This window comes from Pelagimonas sp. (assembly GCF_058892305.1).
In genome coordinates, this window is record NZ_JBZXVN010000019.1 from 92,753 (window position 1) to 112,598 (window position 19,846).

Here is a 19,846-nt window from a genome sequence, read left to right on the forward strand (position 1 = left end):
ATGTCGCAAGCCAGTTTGGTACGCAAATCAAGGAGCGTGCCATTGCAAACCCGTTTTACGGTCACCACTCACGGACCAGGCCTTTATGAGTTCACCGATCAGGTGGCAGCTTGGACGTCCGGAACGGGTTTGCTCACTCTGTTTGTTCGGCACACGTCTGCAAGCCTGTTGATCCAGGAGAATGCCGACCCAGAAGTTCAAACCGACCTTCAGAACTTCTTTCACCGGTTGGTGCCCCCGACCACAGACCCATCCATGTCTTACCTGACCCACACATATGAAGGGCCAGACGATATGCCAGCCCACATAAAGGCGGCAATGATGCCGGTCACGTTGAGCATTCCGGTGACGAACGGCGAAATGGCTCTTGGAACGTGGCAGGGGATTTACCTTTTTGAGCATCGTACCGCACCGCACCACCGCGAAATCATAGCGCATCTTGCCTAGGCAGGTTGTCGCTAGACGCTATTTCACGTCAGTTCCATTGAACCGCCACATTGTTACCGACTTCTCAGGGCAACTCTGTGAGCAGATTAGTTCAAGAGGTCATGTCTGTGAAACCCATTCGTACTCAGTCCATTTTAGACAACGGCATTATCGTCGCGACCGACTACGCGCCGCACTTCAATTCAGTCAAAATAGAGATGAATTTCCGCATCGGATCAATGCATGAACCGGATGAAAAGTCCGGGTTGGCGCATTTGCTGGAACATATGCTTTTTCGAGGATCACGCACCCGCAGTAGCGAAGTCATCCAAAAGGCGTTTTCAGGGTCAGGTGGTTGGGTGAATGGCACCACGCGCAAAGACAGCACGTCTTATCATGCACTGGTTCTTAAGCGCGATATTGAACAAGCTGTTGATGTTCTCGCAGACATCGTAACGTCACCGTTGTTGGACAAAGAGCATTTGGCGCTGGAAAAAGATATTATCGAGCAAGAAGGATGCCGCGGTTGTTTCAATTGCAACATGGATGCCGCCTTTTTGGACATTGCTTACCCAGAGCAATCAGTCAGGCTCCCGGTGATTGGGTATCAAGACACGGTTGAAAGCATTTCGGTCGAAGATTTGCGCCATTTCCACACGTTGGCCTATGTCGGTCGCAATCTTAGCGTCCTTTTTGCCGGTGATATTCAGCATGAGGATGCTGTGAAACTTGTTAAAACGTATCTTGGGGCTTTGCCTGCGGGAACCGCTGCGGGATACCCTGAGTTGGATTTTCAGGTCGGCGATGCGATCATGAACAATAGTTCGGAACAAAGTGCGGTGCGCTTTGGCTATCCAGTTCCAAAGGATTTGACCAAGAAAGAACAGGAGGCATTGTACCTTGCCGTTTGTCTGCTTGGGGTGTCGCCGCGTTCGCTTTTGGTGACAGAGCTGCGTGAAAAACGGGGGCTTGTTTATAGTGTGAACGCCTTGATCGAAGACTTTGCTGGTAACAAATATGTTGAGATCGAATTGCACGGAGATGCCGCCAAGTTCCGCGACATCATCACTCTGACGGCGCAGGCGATCCGAAACGTTTGTGGTGACGCTATAACATCGGATGAATGCGGGTCGATCAAACGCGAAGTGGAAGGGTGGAACTTGATGTGGCTGGACGATGTCAGTCACCGGCCCGAGCCAATGCGCGAGCAAATCATTGCAGACGGGACTTTGGCAGACTGGGAAGAGGTCGAGGCAATTAATGCTGAGTTGACCAAGGACGATCTGCGTGCCGTTGCGAAAAAGGTGTTTGAGCAAGAGCCGACACTTGTCGGGGTCGGGCCTGTGCGCCACATGCTTAAGGCAGAGGAAATGCGATCTATTCTTCGGGGGGAGGCAACCAAAGAAAAGGCCAAGTCAAAGTCGATGTTTAAGCTAGTGGGCTAGTCCGTTTCACATTTTCTGTTCTGTTGCATAGTTGGGGGGCTTTCCGCCGTGAATTTGCTTCATCTAGCGGCTGCATTTCCCCTCTACCCAAATTGTGGCGGCTGGCCTATAGTGGCTGTGGATAAGTAGGGACAAACCCTACAGCCAAAGCGCGGTGTAGCAATTTCGCGGCTTTTTCGGCCGAGCGCGCGACATAAAAATACAAAGGGGGTGCAAAGCGCCCCGAGGCAGAGAAGAAAACGAGGGGGACGGCCATGCGCTGCCCATTTTGTGGAAATATAGACACCCAGGTTAAAGATTCCCGGCCTGCTGAGGATCATGTTTCGATCCGCCGGCGCCGGTTTTGCCCCGCATGTGGCGGGCGATTTACCACTTATGAACGTGTGCAATTGCGCGATTTGGTGGTGATCAAATCCAACGGACGTCGCGAAGATTTTGATCGCGACAAGTTGGAACGATCTATCCGTATTGCGCTACAAAAGCGCCCGATAGACCCGGATCGTATTGATCAAATGATCTCTGGAATCGTGCGTCGACTGGAAAGTATGGGTGAAACCGACATTGCATCGACCCAAATTGGGGAGATCGTGATGGAAACGCTGGCGCGGATTGATACCGTGGCTTATGTGCGTTTTGCGAGTGTTTACAAGAACTTCCAAGCCGCAGACGATTTTGACAAATTTGTCAGCGAGCTGCGACCAGAGGTTCCAGACACCAAGTGAGCGATCAAGATCAGCGTCATATGGCCCATGCCTTAGGCTTGGGCCGTCGCGGGATGGGCAAGTGTTGGCCCAACCCGGCGGTGGGCTGTGTGATCGTCAAGGACGGTCGCGTCGTTGGGCGCGGTTGGACCCAAGAGGGGGGGCGACCCCATGCGGAACCCCAAGCGCTTGCTATGGCGGGGGATGCGGCGCAAGGGGCGACCGCCTATGTGACGCTGGAACCTTGTTCCCATCATGGAAAAACGCCACCCTGTTGTGACGCTTTGATTGCGGCGGGCATTTCCCGAGTTGTCGCGGCGGTGTCCGATAGCGACCCGAGGGTGAGCGGGCAAGGGTTTGAAAAACTTCGCAAACACGGCGTTCAGGTCACAACTGGTGTCTTGGCGCATCAGGCGTTGCATGATCATGCCGGGTTCTTTTTGACGGTTGAACAGGGGCGGCCGTGGGTGACGCTGAAGCTCGCCATGAGTTTGGACGGACGTATCGCAACCGCTACCGGCGAAAGCCAGTGGATCACAGGCCCTGCGGCGCGTCGGGCTGTACACGCCCTGCGCGCGACGCATGATGCGGTGATGGTTGGCGGCGGAACGGCTCGTGTGGACAACCCGTCCTTAACTGTCCGGGGTCTGGGAAGCGTGCGGCAACCGGTGCGTGTGGTCGTGTCCCGCAATCTTGACGTGCCCCTGTTGTCCGACTTGGCGCAAACCGCGAGCAAAATTCCGGTTTGGCTCTGCCATGGTCCTGATGTGCGCCCCGAGTTGAAATCAGCTTGGGAGGGGATCGGGGCCAAGCTTCTGCCTTGCCATCTTGGCGAGGGGCGTGTTGATCCGCGATCGGTTTTACAATCGCTTGGCGCGGCGGGTTTGACACGGGTTTTTTGTGAGGGCGGCGGCCAGTTAGCGGCCTCTCTTCTTGCGCAGGACCTTGTCGATGAGCTTCAAGTTTTTTCTGCAGGTCTTGCATTGGGGGCCGAAGGTCAGCCCGGATTGGGCGCTTTGGGTGTCGATCGACTCGCCGAAGCACCGCGGTTTGAGCTTGTGGATGTCACGGTGGATGGTGCAGACATTCGGCACATCTGGCGCCGCAGCGCAGCAAGCTAAAAAGATGTATATTTCCGTAGGGTTAACTTGCCTTTTTTGAGCGGTCGCTCAGGGTTACTGTACCCTGTGGACAACTCAGAAAATAGTTGCACCGCTGGGGTATAGCCGCAGAAGCTTTAACAAAACCTTAACGACGCCAAAGATGGGACTGGCTGGCCAATGCTCCTTGGAGCTTGGACAAGCTCCGGTTGAAGGCTCCCGGCGCCGGAAGGTTTCCGGTTTCGAGGCGTTCAAGAACGGTTTCAATCGGACAGGGGAGCTTGCTCACAGGGTCAAAGTAGCGCGGATAGGCGACCAGCACGGCGTACATAAGGGCGTTTAAATCCGGACGTGGACCTTGTAAGCGCCGGGCCGGGACCCGCCCCAAATCTCGGGTAAGTCCCCAGCCCGCGTAAAAGGGGGCTCCAAACGTTGTAACGCGACACCTGCGGATCATCGCCTCAAAGCCAGTCAGAGACGTCATGGTCCAAACCTCGTCGACCTGTTTTAAAACCTCGGAAATGTTACAATTTTCCAACGTTTTATCGGCCCATTCTTCGGGGGTGTCCACCTGACCTTTGCGCAGGCCCGCTACAACATCTGGATGCGGTTTCCACAAGATGACTGCGTTGGGATTGGCCTCCCGCGTCTTGCGCAAAAGCTCGATGTTGCATTGAAAGTCCGGGCTGCCTGTGAGGATCGACGCATCGTCTTCGACTTGACCGGGGACCAGAATGCGATGCCCAGCGGGCAGTGTGGGTAATTCTCCGGAGAGATTGTATTTGGACAAATCAGAACGCAATAACCGGTCTCGGATTCGCTCGATACGTTCGATTTGGTCCGGTCTTAATCCTTTGGCAACATTTTGAATCAGCCCCTCCAACCGCGACGGAGAGGTCGGGTCATAGTAAATTCCAAGGTCATCCAGAACCAAGGACAAGGGGGGGGTTAATTCGGCCCCAAGACCGCGAGATCGTACAAACCCATCTTCGACTCGGACAACGTTGCCCTGCGCTTTGCTGGCCCAGGCCATCCGGCGACGATCTGTTTTTTCCGATATTTCGCGGACCTTTGCGGGCGTGTCTTCATAGCAAACTGGCCGATGTGAGCCGAAAAATGCCTGAAGCGGGGCGCGTTTCCAAAGCCGCATGCCGCTTGCAACCCATCCCTTGCGATCATCGGTCCAGGCCCTCAGCTGGGCTTCCATCGCGCCAAGCGCGTCTTCGAAGGTTCCGGTTTTACCAGAATAGGGATCAAACCAGCGCGGATATAGGATCATTGCGGCGGCAAACATCTGTGCACGCGACAATGGGCGGCGGCGGCGGGCAAAGACATCTTCGTCGTCCGTAAGCCCCCAACCCGCATAAAACGGGCCGCCGAAAACACGCGGTTTATGCCCAGCAAGAATGGCTTCGAAGCCCATCTGCGAGCTCAGGGTGTAAACCTTGGTTGCCCCCTCCAAAAGCCGCCAAGGCGAAATGGGCGCATCAAAAAACGCGATATTGCCGGTGGCGTCTTCGCTTCGGTAATGACCGGCGCGATACCCTACTGCGGTTTCGGGGTGGGTTTTGATGACGATACGGGCGCGGGGGTTTTCCTCTTGCGCAACAAAGAGCATTTCCAAAAACCGGCTGCGATCGCCTTTGCTTGCGCGAACCGAGGCGTCGTTTTGGGTTTGGTCCACAACCAACACATAGCCCGGGTCGGGGGCGGGAACCTCGGGGTCACTGGCGCAATATTTTGACAACTGTGCTTCCTGCATGCGCGCCATACCGGCCCGTGCCCGCGCCATAAGGGCGCCGTCATCCAAAGGGTGGGTTTTGAGCAGCGTTTCCAGATCAGACGGTGCCGTTGGATCAAAGTGAAGCCCCGTTTCGTCGATCATCAGGCCAATCGGTGGTTCGCCAGAGCGGCCGGGATGGAGCGAACGTAAAAACGCATCTTCAATGCGCACGATTGGGGTTTTGTATTTTGAGGCAATAGCTTCGCCGCGATGAGACGTTGGCGACTGCCCCCAAACCCCCACGAGATCACCAGCTTTGGGACGGCCAAGCGAGACGCGAAAGCCAGCTTCGCGCAATAACAGTCGAACGCGTTTCTGAGTCAGAAAGCCAGCGTTATAGACGTAAAGACGCCGGGAAGTCTCCTCCCCGGCGCCGTGATCTTGATATTGCGGCAAAGGCGTTAACCCCCGCTGCCCACAGTGGTCAGCGCATCCGCAGTCGAGGTTAGCGTTCCAATAGCGCCAAGCGATCCGGTAAAGGCTGAAATCAGTTTGTTCCACTGCGTGAAGGGCGCTTCGGTAACGTAAAGCGTGTCTTGGTCACGAACAACGAAATCACGCGCCATGAACATTCCGTTTGGCTCGGTCAGGTTGAGAACATAGACCATACGCTGAGCGCCCACGAGATCATCGCGGCCTAGGACCTGGTTAGCGATCTCCGCCGGTTCGTTGCGGAAGATAAACACACCCGTCGGGTCAGCACCGGTCGCCAAAAGGCCGCCCACTTGGGCAATCGCCTCGACAGCACTCAGACTTTGGCTTTCGAAGGGGACGCGGGCTTGCGACCCGGTCGCGCCAAGGGCTGTAAAGGCGCGTGTGTCTTCTTCGACAAGGATGCGGTCCCCACCGCGCAGAGCGATGTCTACCTTTGGATTGCGATACAGATCTTGGAACCAGATTTTACCAGTTTCCCCACCGCGCAGAACCGTGACCTGAGCGATTTCAGGTTCGATTGTCACACCACCGGCACGGGCCAGCATCGCCGTCAAGGTTCGCGTTGGACGTTCGATAGCATAGACGCCTTGGCCACCAACGGCGCCCACAAGGCTAACGGTCGACCCGTCACCGGCAACGCGGCGCACTTCGACCTGTGGGTCAGGTGTCTGATCTTCGAGCTTGCGCGTGATGATCTGGCGAATGCGTTCCGGCGTGTTGCCAGCGGCTTTGATCCGCCCCGCGTAGGGCACAAAGATAAAGCCGGAGCCATCAACCTGAACCTCTTCGAGGATGGTGGAATTGGCGGCCTCGGGGGCCAGTAGACCATCGTCAACGTTTTCCCAGATCGTCAAACCGAGCGTATCACCGGGGCGGATGGTGTCCGACCCAAGGGTGCTGGCGTTTTTAAAACTTTCGGAAAAGCCAAGCGCGGGAACAACGGCGGTTGTCCGCGTCACGCGATCATTAATTGCAACGATAAAGGCGTCGCCTTCGCGTTGAACGGACCCGGCGTAGATTTCTCTTTTGTTGGGTCCCAAACGGGGGAGGCCGCAAGATGCCAGAATCGACACCGCGGCCAGTAGGGCGACCGTACGCGCCCACCTGGAAGTGGAGTGTTTCACTGCTCGGTCTCCTCGACCTTATTATTCTGCCTCAGTCTTTTTTTAGTAACGTACCGGGTTTGAATAAAAAACGCCAGTACTAGGGGTTGTGCTGCCTATTGCACAACCCGCAACTGTTGCCTCGGAGCCGCGGTGCCGCGAACAAGCGCCTGATAGGGATCATCAGGCGAGAGCATCATATCAACCACTTGACGCAACAATTGCCGACGCCCACGGGCCGAATAAAAGCCGCCGGGAACTTGCGATGTTTCAAGCAGGTAGCGGCGGTAATCTTTGAAAGCGCGGTTATCTGGGCGTGTCGGCATGGAAAAGAATTCGTCCAACGGTTGTTCGGACACAAATTCCGGTTTGGCATAGACCGCCGCGCCAAAAACCTTGAGCGGAATGCCGCGCCAGAGCACCTGTTGCCCGGCGGTGGAATTTACGGTGACAGCGCTTCGCGCGTCGTTCAAAAGCTGCGCAAGCTTGCCACCGCGCACATAATGGACGCGATCCGCGACACTGTATTTTTGCGCCAGTTTGCGCACGGCGCGGCGCATGTTGACGCGACCATCTTCGAGCGGATGGGCCTTGAAAACCAAGTGATGATGGCCGGGAGCCCCTTTTGCAAATCCGGCCATCACCTCTTCGAGGAAGTCCGGCATGGTGGCAAAGGGAGAATGTTTTTGAAAGCTGCTATCATGTTCAAGCTGCATCAGCGCCAGATGATAGGGAAACCCACCCAAGCGAATGCGCGCTGTCGATACCAACCGGTCAATCCATGTCGCCGGCATCAAAAGCAAGCGGCGCAGGTACAACCCAAATTCCTGAACAACGGTAAGCGAGCGATGCGGGCGAAAATTCCGGTAGTCACCGTTTCGAAACATCACAAACCAATGATAAAGCGCGCCATAAAACATGTGCTGACGCATGTCGCCCCAATGCCCGGGGGGGAGGGGGGCCTCCATATCCGATAGGGCCAGCGCCTTTTGCATGTCCTCGACAGAGGTTTGCATCAGGGTCGAATGCCCGTTCGAACCACCGCGTTCATAGGTCACCCAATAGGGGCGCATATAGCCTTCTTCAAAAACATGGATGCCAAGCCCGCGCTCTTGGGCGATCTCGACGGCTTTGGCATGAATCCCGCGCACATCGCCATAAAGCACAATGTCGGTGACGTGCTTTTCATCGAGTAACTCGGTGAACCGTTCTGGCCAGTCGTCCTGACATCCACGAAACGGGATGTAGCTTGTGGAATGGAACCAAAAGGCACGATCGCCGGCATTAAACCCCACCCGCCAGACATCTGCCCCCGTCTTGCGCAACATTGCGCCAAGGCGGTAAAAGAAGGGTCCATGTGGGCCCTGTAGAAACAGGAAGACCCGTTTTTGGCCGGTTGCGTTGCTCATGATGGCGTTTTATGTCCTTGTCCTAACGAAATCTTTAACCTCTGAACCCGGCGAAATTAAGGCCACATCGCGCCGCAGCCCAGAGGAGCCGCCACATGCGAAAGGACGCGAGATGTTCACAGGTATTATCACCGATCAGGGCCGTATCGTCGAGCTTGAGCAACGCGGCGATCTTCGGGCGCGGATTGCGACTTCGTATGACACCAATTCAATTGATATTGGTGCGTCAATTGCCTGTGATGGCGTGTGTCTGACGGTTGTGGCTTTGGGGGATGATTGGTTTGACATGGAGATCAGCGCCGAGACCGTGTCAAAGACCAATTTGGCCGATTGGACGGTGGATCGTGTTCTCAACCTAGAACGTGCGCTCAAAGTCGGTGATGAGCTTGGTGGGCATATCGTGTCTGGTCATGTGGATGGTGTCGCAAAGCTTGTTGATATGCGCGACGAAGGCGATAGCACGCGGCTGACCTTTGACGCGCCACGCGAGTTGGCCCGTTTTATCGCGCCCAAAGGTTCCGTTGCGTTGAATGGAACGTCGCTTACGGTCAATGAGGTGGATGACACGCGTTTTGGGATCAACATCATCCCACATACCCAAAAGGTCACTACTTGGGGTAACGCCAAGGTTGGCGATACAATCAACCTCGAGATCGACACGCTGGCCCGCTATGTCGCACGCCTTGGCGAAATGAGCTGATCCGCGCTTCTTCTTTCCCAAAATATCCCGGTAAGTCCCGAGCTTGCTCGGGGCGGGGCCGCGCCCCAACCTCGCGCAAGGCAATCCCCTATTCGGCAGGTTGAAACCCGACGATCAGCTGGCGCAACCCAATGGCCGCCCCGGCAAAAATCGCCAAGAAGGTGACCGGGGCCGACAAGGCCAGAACCGAAAACGCCGAAAGCCCTTGGCCGACGGAACATCCAAGGGCCAGAACTGCGCCCGCACCCATAAGGCCCGCGCCAAAAATCTGGCGCTTTAATTCGCGCGGGTCTTCGCAGGCTTCCCAGCGGAAATGCCCCTTGATCATTGACCCGACAAAGGCCCCAACCCAGATACCGGCAACTGAGCCGACCGCGAATGACAAGGGGCGCACCGAACCGGTCATGAACCAAAGGATGCTTTCCCCCATTGGGGCCGCAAAGCTGTGTGACACAATTGGTAGGGCCTCAAATCCGCTTTCGGCGACCCAGGCGGTTCCTGCCCAGCCGCTGACAATGGCAAAGCCAACCACAAAGGCCCAGACGACCTGCGCGGGCCTGTCCCAAATATCCTTGGACATCAGCGACCCAAGCAGGATGGCAGCCCCCATTATGCCTCCGATCAGGGGCACAGAGATGCCGGTCAACCTGCCAAGGTGATGGGCAATGCCGGGCGGTATTTCGGCGGTTGTGACATCGACTTGGGGAAATATCGCGTTGCGCATCGGGGCCAGAGGCCCGGACAGAACCACATAGGTCGACACCCCCATGACCAGCACAATCACAAAGCTGCGCAAATCGCCTCCGCCCAATCGGGCAACGGCCCCGTATCCGCAATTTCCCGACAGGGCCATGCCATAGCCAAAGACCAACCCACCGATCACCGACGCCATCGGCATCCAGCGGATCGACAAATAGTAGCTGCTGGCTCCGTCCAGATAGCCGGTTCCGATCAAGGCAAAGCTGCCAAGAATGGCAAAGCCAATGGCCACGCCCCACATGCGCATGCGCACCATGGACCCGCCATAAAGCGCATCTTCGATAGCCCCAAGGGTGCAAAACCGGCCCAATCGGGCCGCGAGACCCAACAAGATGCCTCCGACTAGGCCAATCAAGGCCACCATCTGATGGTCAGACAAGATATCACGCATGCAAAGGCCCTCCTCCGACCGTCGCCAGCTTCACTTGCTTTCAACTGTGACAAGGTTGCGCCGAGGCGGCCCCAAAATCAATCGCCGAAATCAATCGTCTTCGGCGCAGAATAGCTCGTAGACGCATTCCAGCATTTTGCGCGGACGGTCATCGGCTAGCCTGTAAAAGATCGCTTTGCCCTCGCGGCGGGGCACAACAAGCCCTTCAAGACGTAGGCGAGACAACTGTTGGGACACGGCCGCCTGACGGGCCGACAAGAGGTCTTCGAGCTCGGTCACCGACTTTTCGCCAGACACCAAATGGCACAGGATCATCAATCGGCCTTCGTGACTAATCGCCTTAAGGAAAGCCGACGCTGTGGTGGCTTTGTCGACGATGCGGTCCAGCTCGTCATCACTTAGGTCATTAGAAAGTACGGGAAGGGCCATGGGTCAGATCAGTCTCAGTTGGTCGCCGGATGGAACGCGGTGTGGTCCTGTAACAGTTTTGCCAAGATTGGCCAAAAGAAATCCTCTCCTGGATATCCTTCGATACGCGCAACCTCGTTGTTGCCTTCTAACAGAATAAAAGTAGGGGTAAAGTTCACCCTTCGTGCATATTTAATACCATCGGGTGGGCCAACATGCAGATCGACGCGCATCAGGGGCGCAAACTCTCCCTCTGATGTATTGGGATAGGCGGGGCCGATCTCATCGTCCCATGCGGCGCAATAGGCGCAGCCGGGCTGTTCCACCATCACAAGACGGACGTCTTGGGCGGGGTCTTTGGCCAAAGCCAGTCCAGCGCTGGCGATCACCGCCAGCATCGCATATGCAAATTGTCTCACCTGGGATCACCAATTGACCATTCGTTATCGAACAACATAATCTGAATATGTGAATTGATCAAGGAGCACCCATGTTCGACATCAGTTATGCCGGGGCTTTGCTTGCCGGGTTGGGTGCGTTCTTTACCCCGTGCATTTTGCCCATGGTGCCTTTTTACCTGTCCTATATGGCCGGGTTGTCGATGAGCGAGCTTCGTGACGAAGGCGGGATCGCGCCGGGGGCGCAGCGGCGCTTGGTCCTCTCTGCGATTATGTTCGCCCTTGGGGTCACAACGATCTTTATGTTGCTCGGGCTTGGGGCGACGGCACTTGGTCAGGCCTTTGCCGATTGGAAGGACGCGCTGTCCTATGTGGCGGCGGCAATTATCTTTGCGTTTGGCCTGCATTTTCTTGGGGTTATCAAGATCGGCTTTCTCTATCGCGAGGCGCGCATGGAAAGCAAAGCCGATCCGTCGACGGTTTTCGGGGCCTATGTCATGGGCTTGGCGTTTGGCTTTGGCTGGACGGCCTGTGTGGGGCCGATTTTGGCGACGATCCTTGCGATTGCGTCGGGTATGGGGGAGCTCTGGCACGGCGCGCTTTTGCTGGCGGTCTTTGGGATCGGCATGACCGCCCCCTTTGTTGTGGCGGCCGTTTTTGCCCAGCCGTTCCTGCGATGGCTGCAAAAACACCGTTCAAAAATGGTCCATGTTGAAAAAGCTATGGGCGTCATGCTGATTATATTTGCGATCCTGATTGCAACCGATACGGTGGGTTGGATCGCCGAACTCATGTTAAGGGCCTATCCGAACTGGGTCTGAGCCAAAGCGTGTCTGGGAGGAATTTGAAATGCGACATTGGATTATAGCGGCGGTGGCCGCGCTGATGGCTGTTCCTGCGATAGCGGAAATGGGCGACGACGGGCTGCACAAGCAGCCATGGATGCGCGACACGTTCAAAGACCTGCGCGAAGACCTTGACGAAGCCAATGCCGAGGGCAAGCGTTTGGTGCTGTTCTTTGAACAGCGGGGGTGCATCTATTGCGCCAAAATGCACGAAGAGGTTTTCTCGGATCAGGGCATCTCTGACTACATCGCCGAAAACTATTTTGTGGTGCAGATGAACCTCTATGGCGATGTCGAAGTCGTCGACTTTGACGGGGATTCGCGCAGTGAAAAAGACATGGCCCGCAAATGGCGCGTGATGTTCACACCCAACATCGTTTTTCTACCTGAAGAGGTGCCAGAAGGCGTAAATGCTATGGATGCGGCGGTTGCGGTGATGCCGGGGGCCTTTGGCAAAGGCACGACAAAAGATATGTTTACTTGGGTCGCGGAAAAGCGCTATGCATCTGAAAACGGTGAAGATTTTCAACGTTACCATGCGCGGATGATCCAAGAGCGCAGCAACGGAAGTTTCGACTGATAGCGCCTTGCCTGCGACAAGAAATTCACGTTTGCGAATTTGTTGTTGCGTTGAGCGGGGCCTGTGCCCTACGGTATACATCAGCGAGCAATGACGAGAGTAGAAAGCCCCAGCGCGACGGGGCCGCGAGCAAGGCCGAAAGGCCAGCAAGCCTAGGGAGGGAACATGAGGCTTACAACACTAACAACAGCACTGGTGCTGGCCGCGGGGATGGCCGCCGCCGAGACCGTGCTACCAGCCGATGTGGCATACGGTGAAGAGGGCGTTGTTGAAATGTCCCTAACCGGCAAGCCCGGTGATGCCGAAAATGGCCGCTCTGTTTTCGGATCTAAATCCAAAGGCAATTGTGTGTCCTGCCATGCGGTTGAGCAACTGGCCGATGTGCCATTCCACGGCGAAGTTGGACCAGACCTGTCCTATACAGGTGAGGCCCGCAGCGAAGCGGAACTGCGCGGCATCGTGGCCAACGCCAAGATGACCTTTGAAGGCACGGTGATGCCCGCCTTTTACAAAACCAAAGGCTACATTCGCCCCGGTGACGCCTACACGGGCAAAGCTGGCGCTGAACCTTTGCCGCCGCTTTTGTCGGCTCAAGATATCGAAGATGTGGTCGCATTCCTGCTGACGCTCAAGGAAAGCTGACCTTAAACTAAGGAGACAGACGATGGAATTCACACGTCGCGAAACATTGGCCATGGGTGCCGGTGCAGCGCTGATGACCGTCCTGCCGTTGCGTGCAAGCGCATCCGCGTCGGACGATCTGATTGCCGAGTTCACAGGCGGGGCCGATATGGCCGATACTGGCCTTGAGCTGACTGCGCCTGAAATTGCGGAAAACGGCAATACTGTTCCGATCGCGGTGTCCGCGCCCGGCGCAACCGCAATCATGGTTCTGGCCACAGGCAACCCGACGCCGCCGGTTGGTACATTCAACTTTGGCCCACTGGCCGCCAGCCAGTCCGCCTCGACCCGTATTCGCCTGGCCGGTACGCAAGATGTTGTTGCTGTTGCCAAAATGGCCGATGGCAGCTTTGCCCGCGCCTCCAAGACCGTCAAGGTCACCATCGGCGGCTGCGGCGGCTAAGCAGCGGAGCAATCCCAGCAAAAGTGGACTTCGGTTTTTTGCGGCTCGGGATTGCGACCAAAACGTTAGGAGAATTGAACAATGGCATCTGGTGTAAAACCCCGCGTCAAAGTCCCCAAAAAGGCCGCTGCTGGTGATGCAATCACCATCAAGACCCTGATTTCGCACAAAATGGAATCGGGTCAGCGCAAAGGCAAAGACGGCAACATCATTCCGCGCTCGATCATCCATCGCTTTACCTGCGATTTTAATGGTCAGAACGTCATTGATGTGACGCTTGAGCCTGCCATCTCGACCAACCCATATGTGGAATTCGAAGCCACCGTGCCCGAGGCCGGTGAATTCAAATTCACATGGTACGATGATGACGGCGACATCTATGAGACCGCCAAGAAAATCGCCATCGGCTAAACGCTGGCGCCTTGCGCCCCGGATCGCGAACGCATGAAAATGCTTCTGGGGCGCAGGTTCAAAGGGAGGGAAACTATATGAATTTCAAGGCACTGACGGCCCTAGCCCTAGTGGCAGGCCTTTCGGCACCTCTGGCCATAGCGGGCGGCGCAGACGATGACACAATGGTCATCAATGGCGACACCGAACTGGTCACCAAAACCGCCGCTCCGGCCCACCTTGATGGTGCGCTGGACGAGCTGATTTCGGGCTGGCACTTTCGCTCGGATGAAACACAATCTCTTCAGCTGGATGACTTCGACAATCCGGGCATGATCTTTGTGGATCAGGCGATGGATCAGTGGAACGCCGCTGAGGGCAGCGAAGGCAAAGCCTGCGCAGATTGTCACGATGATCCCGCCGACTCGATGGCAGGTGTCAAAGCGACTTACCCCAAGTGGAACGAAGAAGCTGGCGAAGTCCGCACTCTGCAGATGCAGATGAACGACTGCCGGGTGAACCAGATGGGGGCCGAGGCGTGGAAATACGACGCTGGTGCAGCCGTCAACATGGAAGCGATGCTGTCGTTCCATTCGCGTGGCATGCCAATGAATGTGGCCATTGATGGCCCTGCGGCCGATATGTGGGCGCAGGGCAAAGAACTGTACTACACACGTACCGGTCAGCTCGAGCTGAGCTGTGCCAATTGCCACGAAGATAACTATGGCAATTACATCCGTGCGGATCACCTGAGCCAAGGTCAGATCAACGGCTTCCCGGCCTATCGTCTGAAAAACGCCAAGCTGAACGGGGTGCATTCGCGCTTCAAAGGCTGTGTGCGTGATACGCGCGCCGAAACCTACAGCCCAGGTTCGGCCGAGTTTATCGCATTGGAGCTCTATGTCTCTTCGCGTGCGAATGGTTTGGCCGTCGAAGGCCCCTCCGTCCGTAACTAATATTTTGCCCCGCATCGGTTGCCCGGTGCGGGGTTTTCTTTCCCTACATCCATTCATTATCGTGAATACGTTTGCGGTAACACCCTGAGATAGAAAGCACTCCCCATGATCTCTCGTCGCGATTTTCTGCAGGTTTCCATGGCAGCTACGGCCATGATGGGCGCGTCTGGCTATGGCACTTGGGCGCGCGCAGCCGCGCAGCAAAGCCTGACTCAGGACCAGCTTTTGCAGTTCGACACCTTTGGCAATGTCTCACTTATCCACGTCACAGACATTCACGCCCAGCTGATGCCGATCTATTTCCGCGAACCGTCGGTTAATATCGGGGTTGGCGGCAACAAAGGGGCCGTGCCGCATTTGACCGGAGCGGATTTCCGCAAAGCCTATGGCATCGAAGATGGGTCTCCCTCCCACTACGCGCTGTCATCTGGTGACTTTGAAGCTCTGGCCAAAGGCTATGGAAAGGTTGGTGGCCTTGATCGTGTGTCGACTGTGGTGAACGCCATTCGCGCCGACCGCCCGGATGCGATTTTGCTGGATGGTGGGGATACATGGCACGGGTCCTACACCTGCTTTCACACCGAAGGGCAGGACATGGTGAATTCCATGAACGTCCTGAAGCCCGATGCGATGACATTCCACTGGGAATTTACCCTCGGTTCCGAGCGTGTGAATGAAATCGTCGAAGGGTTGCCCTTTGCCGCACTGGGTCAAAACATCTTTGACTCCGAGTGGGATGAACCGGCTGAACTGTTCAAACCCTACAAGTTCTTTGAGCGTGGCGGCGTTAAGGTTGCCGTGATCGGTCAGGCCTTCCCCTATATGCCGATCGCCAACCCGCGGTGGATGTTCCCGGAGTACAGCTTCGGTATTCGCGATGAAAACATGCAGGCCATGGTGGATGAAGTCCGCAGCATGGGCGCGGAATGCGTTGTGTGCCTGTCGCACAATGGCTTTGACGTTGACAAACAGATGGCAACCAAAGTCACCGGGATTGACGTGATCCTGTCGGGCCACACCCATGACGCGTTGCCAGAACCGGTGTTGGTCGGCGAAACCATCGTTGTGGCTTCTGGCTCAAACGGCAAATTCGTCAGCCGCGTCGATTTGGATATCCGCGATGGCCGGATGATGGGCTATCGCCACAAACTGATCCCGATTTTCTCGGATGTGATCACGCCTGATCCGGTGATGACCAAGGTTATCGAAGAGCAGCGCGCCCCGTACAAAGACCAGCTGAGCGAAGTCATCGGCCAGACCGATAGCACGCTCTATCGTCGTGGGAATTTCAACGGCTCTTGGGATGACTTGATTTGTAACGCGCTGATCGAAGAGCGTGAGGCCGACATTGCCATGTCGCCCGGCGTGCGCTGGGGGCCATCGTTGCTTCCTGGTGATGACATCACCCGCGAAGATATCTGGAACGTCACCTCGATGAGCTACGGCGAGGCCTATCGCTCTGAAATGACCGGGGAATTTATCAAGGTGATCCTTGAGGACGTGGCCGACAACATCTTTAACCCTGATCCTTATTACCAACAGGGTGGGGACATGGTGCGTATTGGTGGCATGGCCTACCGTTGTGACGTGACCAAGCCACAGGGCGAGCGGATTTCCGAAATGACCCTGTTGAAAACCGGCGAAGCCGTTGATCCGGCGAAAAACTACGTTGTTGCCGGCTGGGCAAGCGTCAACGAAGGCACCGAAGGGCCACAGATTTGGGACGTGGTCGAAAGCCACATCCGCAAACAGGGCACCATAAAACTTGATCCTAATAACTCTGTCACGGTGGTGGGCGCATAAGCGCCCGCCCTCGCGGCACGTTTTGGCGGCAAATTTTTTTCGCCAAATCATTCACATAGATGAATTCGATGATCCGAAAGGAGACACACAATGGCAGATAAACCCAATACGGGTCCCTCACGCCGCCAGTTCCTGACCAGCGCCGCAGCGCTTGGGGCCGGGGCGGTTGCCGGTGGGGCAAGTGCAGGCACACCCGATCCACTTATCACCGAAGTTCAGGAATGGGCGAGCGGTTTGGGCGACGGTGTAGACGCCGCACCATACGGCGCACCGATCCAGTTTGAGGGCGACGTGATCCGCCGCAACGTGGAGTGGCTAACCGCCGATACCATCAGTTCGATCAACTTTACGCCGATCCACGCGTTGGATGGGACAATCACCCCTCAGGGCTGCGCGTTTGAGCGTCATCACTCGGGTGCGATTGAGCTGAAAAAAGAAGATTACCGGTTGATGATCAACGGCTTGGTCGACAACCCACTGGTCTTTACCTACGAAGACCTTGAGCGTTTCCCGCGTCAGAACCACACCTATTTCCTTGAATGCGCCGCAAACACCGGCATGGAATGGGCCGGTGCCCAGCTAAATGGGGCGCAGTTCACCCATGGCATGATCCACAACATGGAATATTCCGGCGTCACTTTGCGGACGCTGCTGGAAGAGGCGGGTTTGGACGCTGCGGGCGATCTCAAAGACAAATGGGTGTATGTTGAGGGCGCGGATGCGTCGTCGAACGGCCGCTCGATCCCGATGGAAAAAGCCTTGGACGATTGCTTGATCGCTTTCAAAGCCAACGGCGAGGCGCTTCGTAAAGAGCATGGTTATCCTGTACGGCTTGTTGTGCCCGGTTGGGAAGGCAACATGTGGGTCAAATGGATCCGCCGTATTGAGGTCATGGATGGCCCGATCGAAAGCCGCGAAGAGACCTCGAAATACACCGATGTTCTTGAGGACGGGACCGCGCGCAAATGGACATGGGTCATGGATGCGAAATCCATCGTCACCTCGCCAAGTCCGCAGTCGCCCATCAAACACGGTCACGGCCCGTTGGTGATCACCGGTTTGGCATGGTCCGGTCACGGCAAGATCACCCGCGTTGATGTCTCCAAAGATGGCGGCAAAACATGGGAAACCGCCCGTCTTGGAAAAGAGGGTGAGGACAAAGCCCTTACGCGCTTCTATCTCGACACCGAATGGAACGGCGAGGAAATGCTCCTGCAATCGCGCGCCATTGACGAGACCGGTTATGTTCAGCCGACCAAGGCCCAGCTGCGCGAAGTACGTGGATTGAACTCAATCTATCACAACAACTGTATCCAGACCTGGTGGGTGAAAGCCGATGGGGAGGCAGAGAATGTCGAAGTTTCTTAATCTGACGGCGGTTGCGCTGTGTCTTGCCACGCCAGCGTTGGCCGAAAAACATGGGCTTGGCCGCACCGCTTTGCCCGAAGAAATCGCCGCATGGGATATTGATGTTAGCCCCGATGGCACGGGTCTTCCGGATGGGTCGGGCAATGCCCTTGATGGCGAAGAAATCTTTGCCGACAATTGCGCGATCTGCCACGGTGATTTTGCCGAAGGCGTTGATAATTGGCCGAAATTGGCCGGTGGTGACGGAACTTTGGCGGATGAAGATCCGTTGAAAACGGTTGGGTCCTATTGGCCCTACCTGTCGACCACATTTGACTATGTGAATCGCTCGATGCCCTTTGGTGCGGCGCAGACGCTAGAGCCAAATGACGTCTATGCCATTGTCGCCTATATCCTCTATTCAAATGATTTGATCGACGAGGAATTCGAGCTGTCCAAAGACACCTTCTTGGATGTCGAAATGCCCAATGCCGGTGGTTTCATTCTCGATGATCGGGCCGAAACCGAATACACCAAATGGCGCACCGAACCGTGCATGGAGAACTGTAAGGACAGCGTGGCAATCACCATGCGTGCCTCGGTTTTGGATGTAACGCCTGAGGAAGAGGGGGCGGAAGACGCGCCCAAAGAAGCCATGGCAGCCCCAGAATCCGCTCCAGAACCCGCCCCAGAACCCGCCCCAGAGCCGGAACCCGTTGTGGTTGCCCTTGACGCCGATCTGGTCGCTGCGGGCGCAAAGGTCTTTAAAAAGTGCAAAGCCTGTCACCAAGTTGGTGAGAGCGCCAAGCACAAGACCGGCCCGATTTTGAACGGTATTTTTGGGGCCGGTGTCGGTGTTCAGGATGGGTTCAAGTATTCCAAGGTCATGAAAGGCCATGGCGGAACATGGGACGAGGAAACTCTGACCGCGTTCTTGAGCAAGCCCAAGAAATACATGAAGGGCACCAAAATGTCCTTTAACGGCTTGAAGAAAGACAAGGATATCCTCGCCATGATCGAGTATCTTAAATCGGTGTCGCAGTGATGCGCGGCTGGTTGATGATATCGACCCTCGCGTTGGCCCCTTTGGGGGCCGCGCAGGCGGAGGAGGCGGGTGAAGCGTTAGGAGACGCGGAACGCGGAGAGCGGCTTTATCGGTCTTGTATCGGCTGCCACCAAGTTGGTGAAGGCGCTGAGCACAAAGAAGGCCCAAGCCTTAATGACTTGTTTGGCCGTCGCGCCGGCAGCATGGAGGGGTTTGAGTATTCTAAGGGTCTGAAACGCGCCTATTCCGATGGGATGGATTGGACGTTTGACCGGTTGGATGTCTATATCCAAAACCCGAAGTCCTTGGTGTCAGACACCAATATGGATTTTCGCGGTGTCAAAAAGGTGGAGGATCGCCACGACATTCTGGCTTATCTGCGCAGCTTTTCCGCCAGCCCACAGGATATTCCGGAGTCCGAACCAACCGCGCTTGCCTATAACGTTGAGCTAAGCCCCGAAACGCTCGCCATTGTTGGTGATGCGGATTACGGCGAATATCTCGCATCGGAGTGCATCACCTGCCATCAGGCAGATGGGGATGATGACGGCATTCCGGGCATTTCGCATTGGTACGAAGAGGACTTTGTGATTGCGATGCATGCCTACAAGCAAAAGCTGCGTCCACATCCGGTTATGCAGATGATGGCGGGCCGCCTCAGCGATGAAGAGATCGCAGCGTTGGCAACCTATTTCGCCAACATCGAGTGATAAGGAGGGGTCGGGTATTCCGCAATTG

Annotated in this window: 21 protein-coding genes; 15 read left to right on the forward strand and 6 right to left on the reverse strand. The window is 56.0% G+C overall.

The features are described from left to right. Positions 1–42 precede the first annotated feature (42 nt). From AC5EFR_RS09045 to ribD, 4 genes are all read left to right on the forward strand, one after another. The gene (locus AC5EFR_RS09045; RefSeq protein WP_493575522.1) at positions 43–447 is read left to right on the forward strand and encodes a secondary thiamine-phosphate synthase enzyme YjbQ; all 405 of its coding nucleotides are present in this window, start codon (positions 43–45) and stop codon (positions 445–447) included. Between the two features lie 77 nt (positions 448–524). Continuing rightward, a complete protein-coding gene (locus tag AC5EFR_RS09050; RefSeq protein ID WP_493575523.1) occupies positions 525–1,871 on the forward strand; it encodes a M16 family metallopeptidase in 1,347 nt (448 codons plus the stop codon). A gap of 254 nt (positions 1,872–2,125) precedes the next feature. Further along, the gene (gene nrdR / locus AC5EFR_RS09055) at positions 2,126–2,593 is read left to right on the forward strand and encodes a transcriptional regulator NrdR (protein ID WP_493575524.1); all 468 of its coding nucleotides are present in this window, start codon (positions 2,126–2,128) and stop codon (positions 2,591–2,593) included. Continuing rightward, entirely contained in the window at positions 2,590–3,693 is a 1,104-nt protein-coding gene (gene ribD / locus AC5EFR_RS09060; RefSeq protein ID WP_493575525.1) for a bifunctional diaminohydroxyphosphoribosylaminopyrimidine deaminase/5-amino-6-(5-phosphoribosylamino)uracil reductase RibD, read from the forward strand. The genes nrdR and ribD overlap by 4 nt, the downstream gene beginning before the upstream one ends. Positions 3,694–3,820: 127 nt before the next feature. On the opposite strand, the gene AC5EFR_RS09065 is transcribed toward ribD, so the two are convergent. The 3 genes from AC5EFR_RS09065 to AC5EFR_RS09075 all read right to left on the reverse strand — a co-directional run bounded on the left by AC5EFR_RS09065 (position 3,821) and on the right by AC5EFR_RS09075 (position 8,402). Continuing rightward, a complete protein-coding gene (locus tag AC5EFR_RS09065) occupies positions 3,821–5,851 on the reverse strand; it encodes a capsule polysaccharide biogenesis protein (RefSeq protein ID WP_493575526.1) in 2,031 nt (676 codons plus the stop codon). 5 nt (positions 5,852–5,856) lie between these two features. Next, entirely contained in the window at positions 5,857–7,014 is a 1,158-nt protein-coding gene (locus AC5EFR_RS09070; RefSeq protein ID WP_493575527.1) for a polysaccharide biosynthesis/export family protein, read from the reverse strand. 95 nt (positions 7,015–7,109) lie between these two features. After that, positions 7,110–8,402, reverse strand: a complete 1,293-nt coding sequence (locus AC5EFR_RS09075) for a capsule polysaccharide biogenesis protein (RefSeq protein WP_493575528.1) — start codon at positions 8,400–8,402, stop codon at positions 7,110–7,112. Positions 8,403–8,514: 112 nt separating this feature from the next. Here AC5EFR_RS09075 and AC5EFR_RS09080 point away from each other — a divergent pair, with 112 nt between their 5' ends. Then, on the forward strand, positions 8,515–9,102 hold the full coding sequence (locus AC5EFR_RS09080) for a riboflavin synthase (protein ID WP_493575529.1): 588 nt from the start codon (positions 8,515–8,517) through the stop codon (positions 9,100–9,102). A gap of 88 nt (positions 9,103–9,190) precedes the next feature. Here the strand turns inward: AC5EFR_RS09080 and AC5EFR_RS09085 are convergent, their stop codons facing one another. The 3 genes from AC5EFR_RS09085 to AC5EFR_RS09095 form a co-directional block, all read right to left on the reverse strand. Further along, entirely contained in the window at positions 9,191–10,252 is a 1,062-nt protein-coding gene (locus tag AC5EFR_RS09085) for a YeeE/YedE family protein (protein WP_493575530.1), read from the reverse strand. A gap of 90 nt (positions 10,253–10,342) precedes the next feature. Next, complete coding sequence (locus AC5EFR_RS09090) at positions 10,343–10,681, reverse strand: ArsR/SmtB family transcription factor (protein WP_493575531.1); 339 nt, start codon at positions 10,679–10,681, stop codon at positions 10,343–10,345. A gap of 14 nt (positions 10,682–10,695) precedes the next feature. Next, entirely contained in the window at positions 10,696–11,058 is a 363-nt protein-coding gene (locus AC5EFR_RS09095; RefSeq protein WP_493575554.1) for a thioredoxin fold domain-containing protein, read from the reverse strand. Positions 11,059–11,150: 92 nt separating this feature from the next. Between AC5EFR_RS09095 and AC5EFR_RS09100 the strand changes: the two genes are divergently transcribed. The 10 genes from AC5EFR_RS09100 to AC5EFR_RS09145 all read left to right on the forward strand — a co-directional run bounded on the left by AC5EFR_RS09100 (position 11,151) and on the right by AC5EFR_RS09145 (position 19,818). Next, on the forward strand, positions 11,151–11,879 hold the full coding sequence (locus AC5EFR_RS09100; protein ID WP_493575532.1) for a cytochrome c biogenesis CcdA family protein: 729 nt from the start codon (positions 11,151–11,153) through the stop codon (positions 11,877–11,879). A 28-nt stretch (positions 11,880–11,907) separates the two neighbouring features. Further along, entirely contained in the window at positions 11,908–12,483 is a 576-nt protein-coding gene (locus AC5EFR_RS09105) for a thioredoxin family protein (RefSeq protein WP_493575533.1), read from the forward strand. 165 nt (positions 12,484–12,648) lie between these two features. Next, positions 12,649–13,125: a sulfur oxidation c-type cytochrome SoxX gene (soxX, locus tag AC5EFR_RS09110; protein WP_299936575.1), complete on the forward strand. Its 477-nt coding sequence runs from the start codon at positions 12,649–12,651 to the stop codon at positions 13,123–13,125. Positions 13,126–13,147: 22 nt separating this feature from the next. Continuing rightward, positions 13,148–13,567 (forward strand): thiosulfate oxidation carrier protein SoxY, encoded by a 420-nt coding sequence (gene soxY, locus AC5EFR_RS09115; RefSeq protein WP_299928915.1) that lies wholly within the window; start codon positions 13,148–13,150, stop codon positions 13,565–13,567. 81 nt (positions 13,568–13,648) lie between these two features. Beyond that, positions 13,649–13,978 carry a thiosulfate oxidation carrier complex protein SoxZ gene (gene soxZ, locus AC5EFR_RS09120; RefSeq protein ID WP_493575534.1) on the forward strand — a complete coding sequence of 110 codons (330 nt, stop codon included), beginning with the start codon at positions 13,649–13,651 and terminating at the stop codon, positions 13,976–13,978. 77 nt (positions 13,979–14,055) lie between these two features. Beyond that, positions 14,056–14,913 (forward strand): sulfur oxidation c-type cytochrome SoxA, encoded by an 858-nt coding sequence (gene soxA / locus AC5EFR_RS09125; protein ID WP_493575535.1) that lies wholly within the window; start codon positions 14,056–14,058, stop codon positions 14,911–14,913. Positions 14,914–15,018: 105 nt separating this feature from the next. Beyond that, positions 15,019–16,716 carry a thiosulfohydrolase SoxB gene (gene soxB, locus AC5EFR_RS09130; protein ID WP_299928906.1) on the forward strand — a complete coding sequence of 566 codons (1,698 nt, stop codon included), beginning with the start codon at positions 15,019–15,021 and terminating at the stop codon, positions 16,714–16,716. Between the two features lie 90 nt (positions 16,717–16,806). Further along, on the forward strand, positions 16,807–18,084 hold the full coding sequence (gene soxC / locus AC5EFR_RS09135) for a sulfite dehydrogenase (RefSeq protein ID WP_493575536.1): 1,278 nt from the start codon (positions 16,807–16,809) through the stop codon (positions 18,082–18,084). Next, positions 18,068–19,108, forward strand: coding sequence for a c-type cytochrome (locus AC5EFR_RS09140; protein WP_493575537.1), 1,041 nt, complete (start codon positions 18,068–18,070; stop codon positions 19,106–19,108). Before soxC ends, AC5EFR_RS09140 begins: the two co-directional genes overlap by 17 nt. Further along, a complete protein-coding gene (locus tag AC5EFR_RS09145) occupies positions 19,108–19,818 on the forward strand; it encodes a c-type cytochrome (protein WP_493575538.1) in 711 nt (236 codons plus the stop codon). The genes AC5EFR_RS09140 and AC5EFR_RS09145 overlap by 1 nt, the downstream gene beginning before the upstream one ends. The last annotated feature ends 28 nt before the right edge of the window (positions 19,819–19,846 follow it).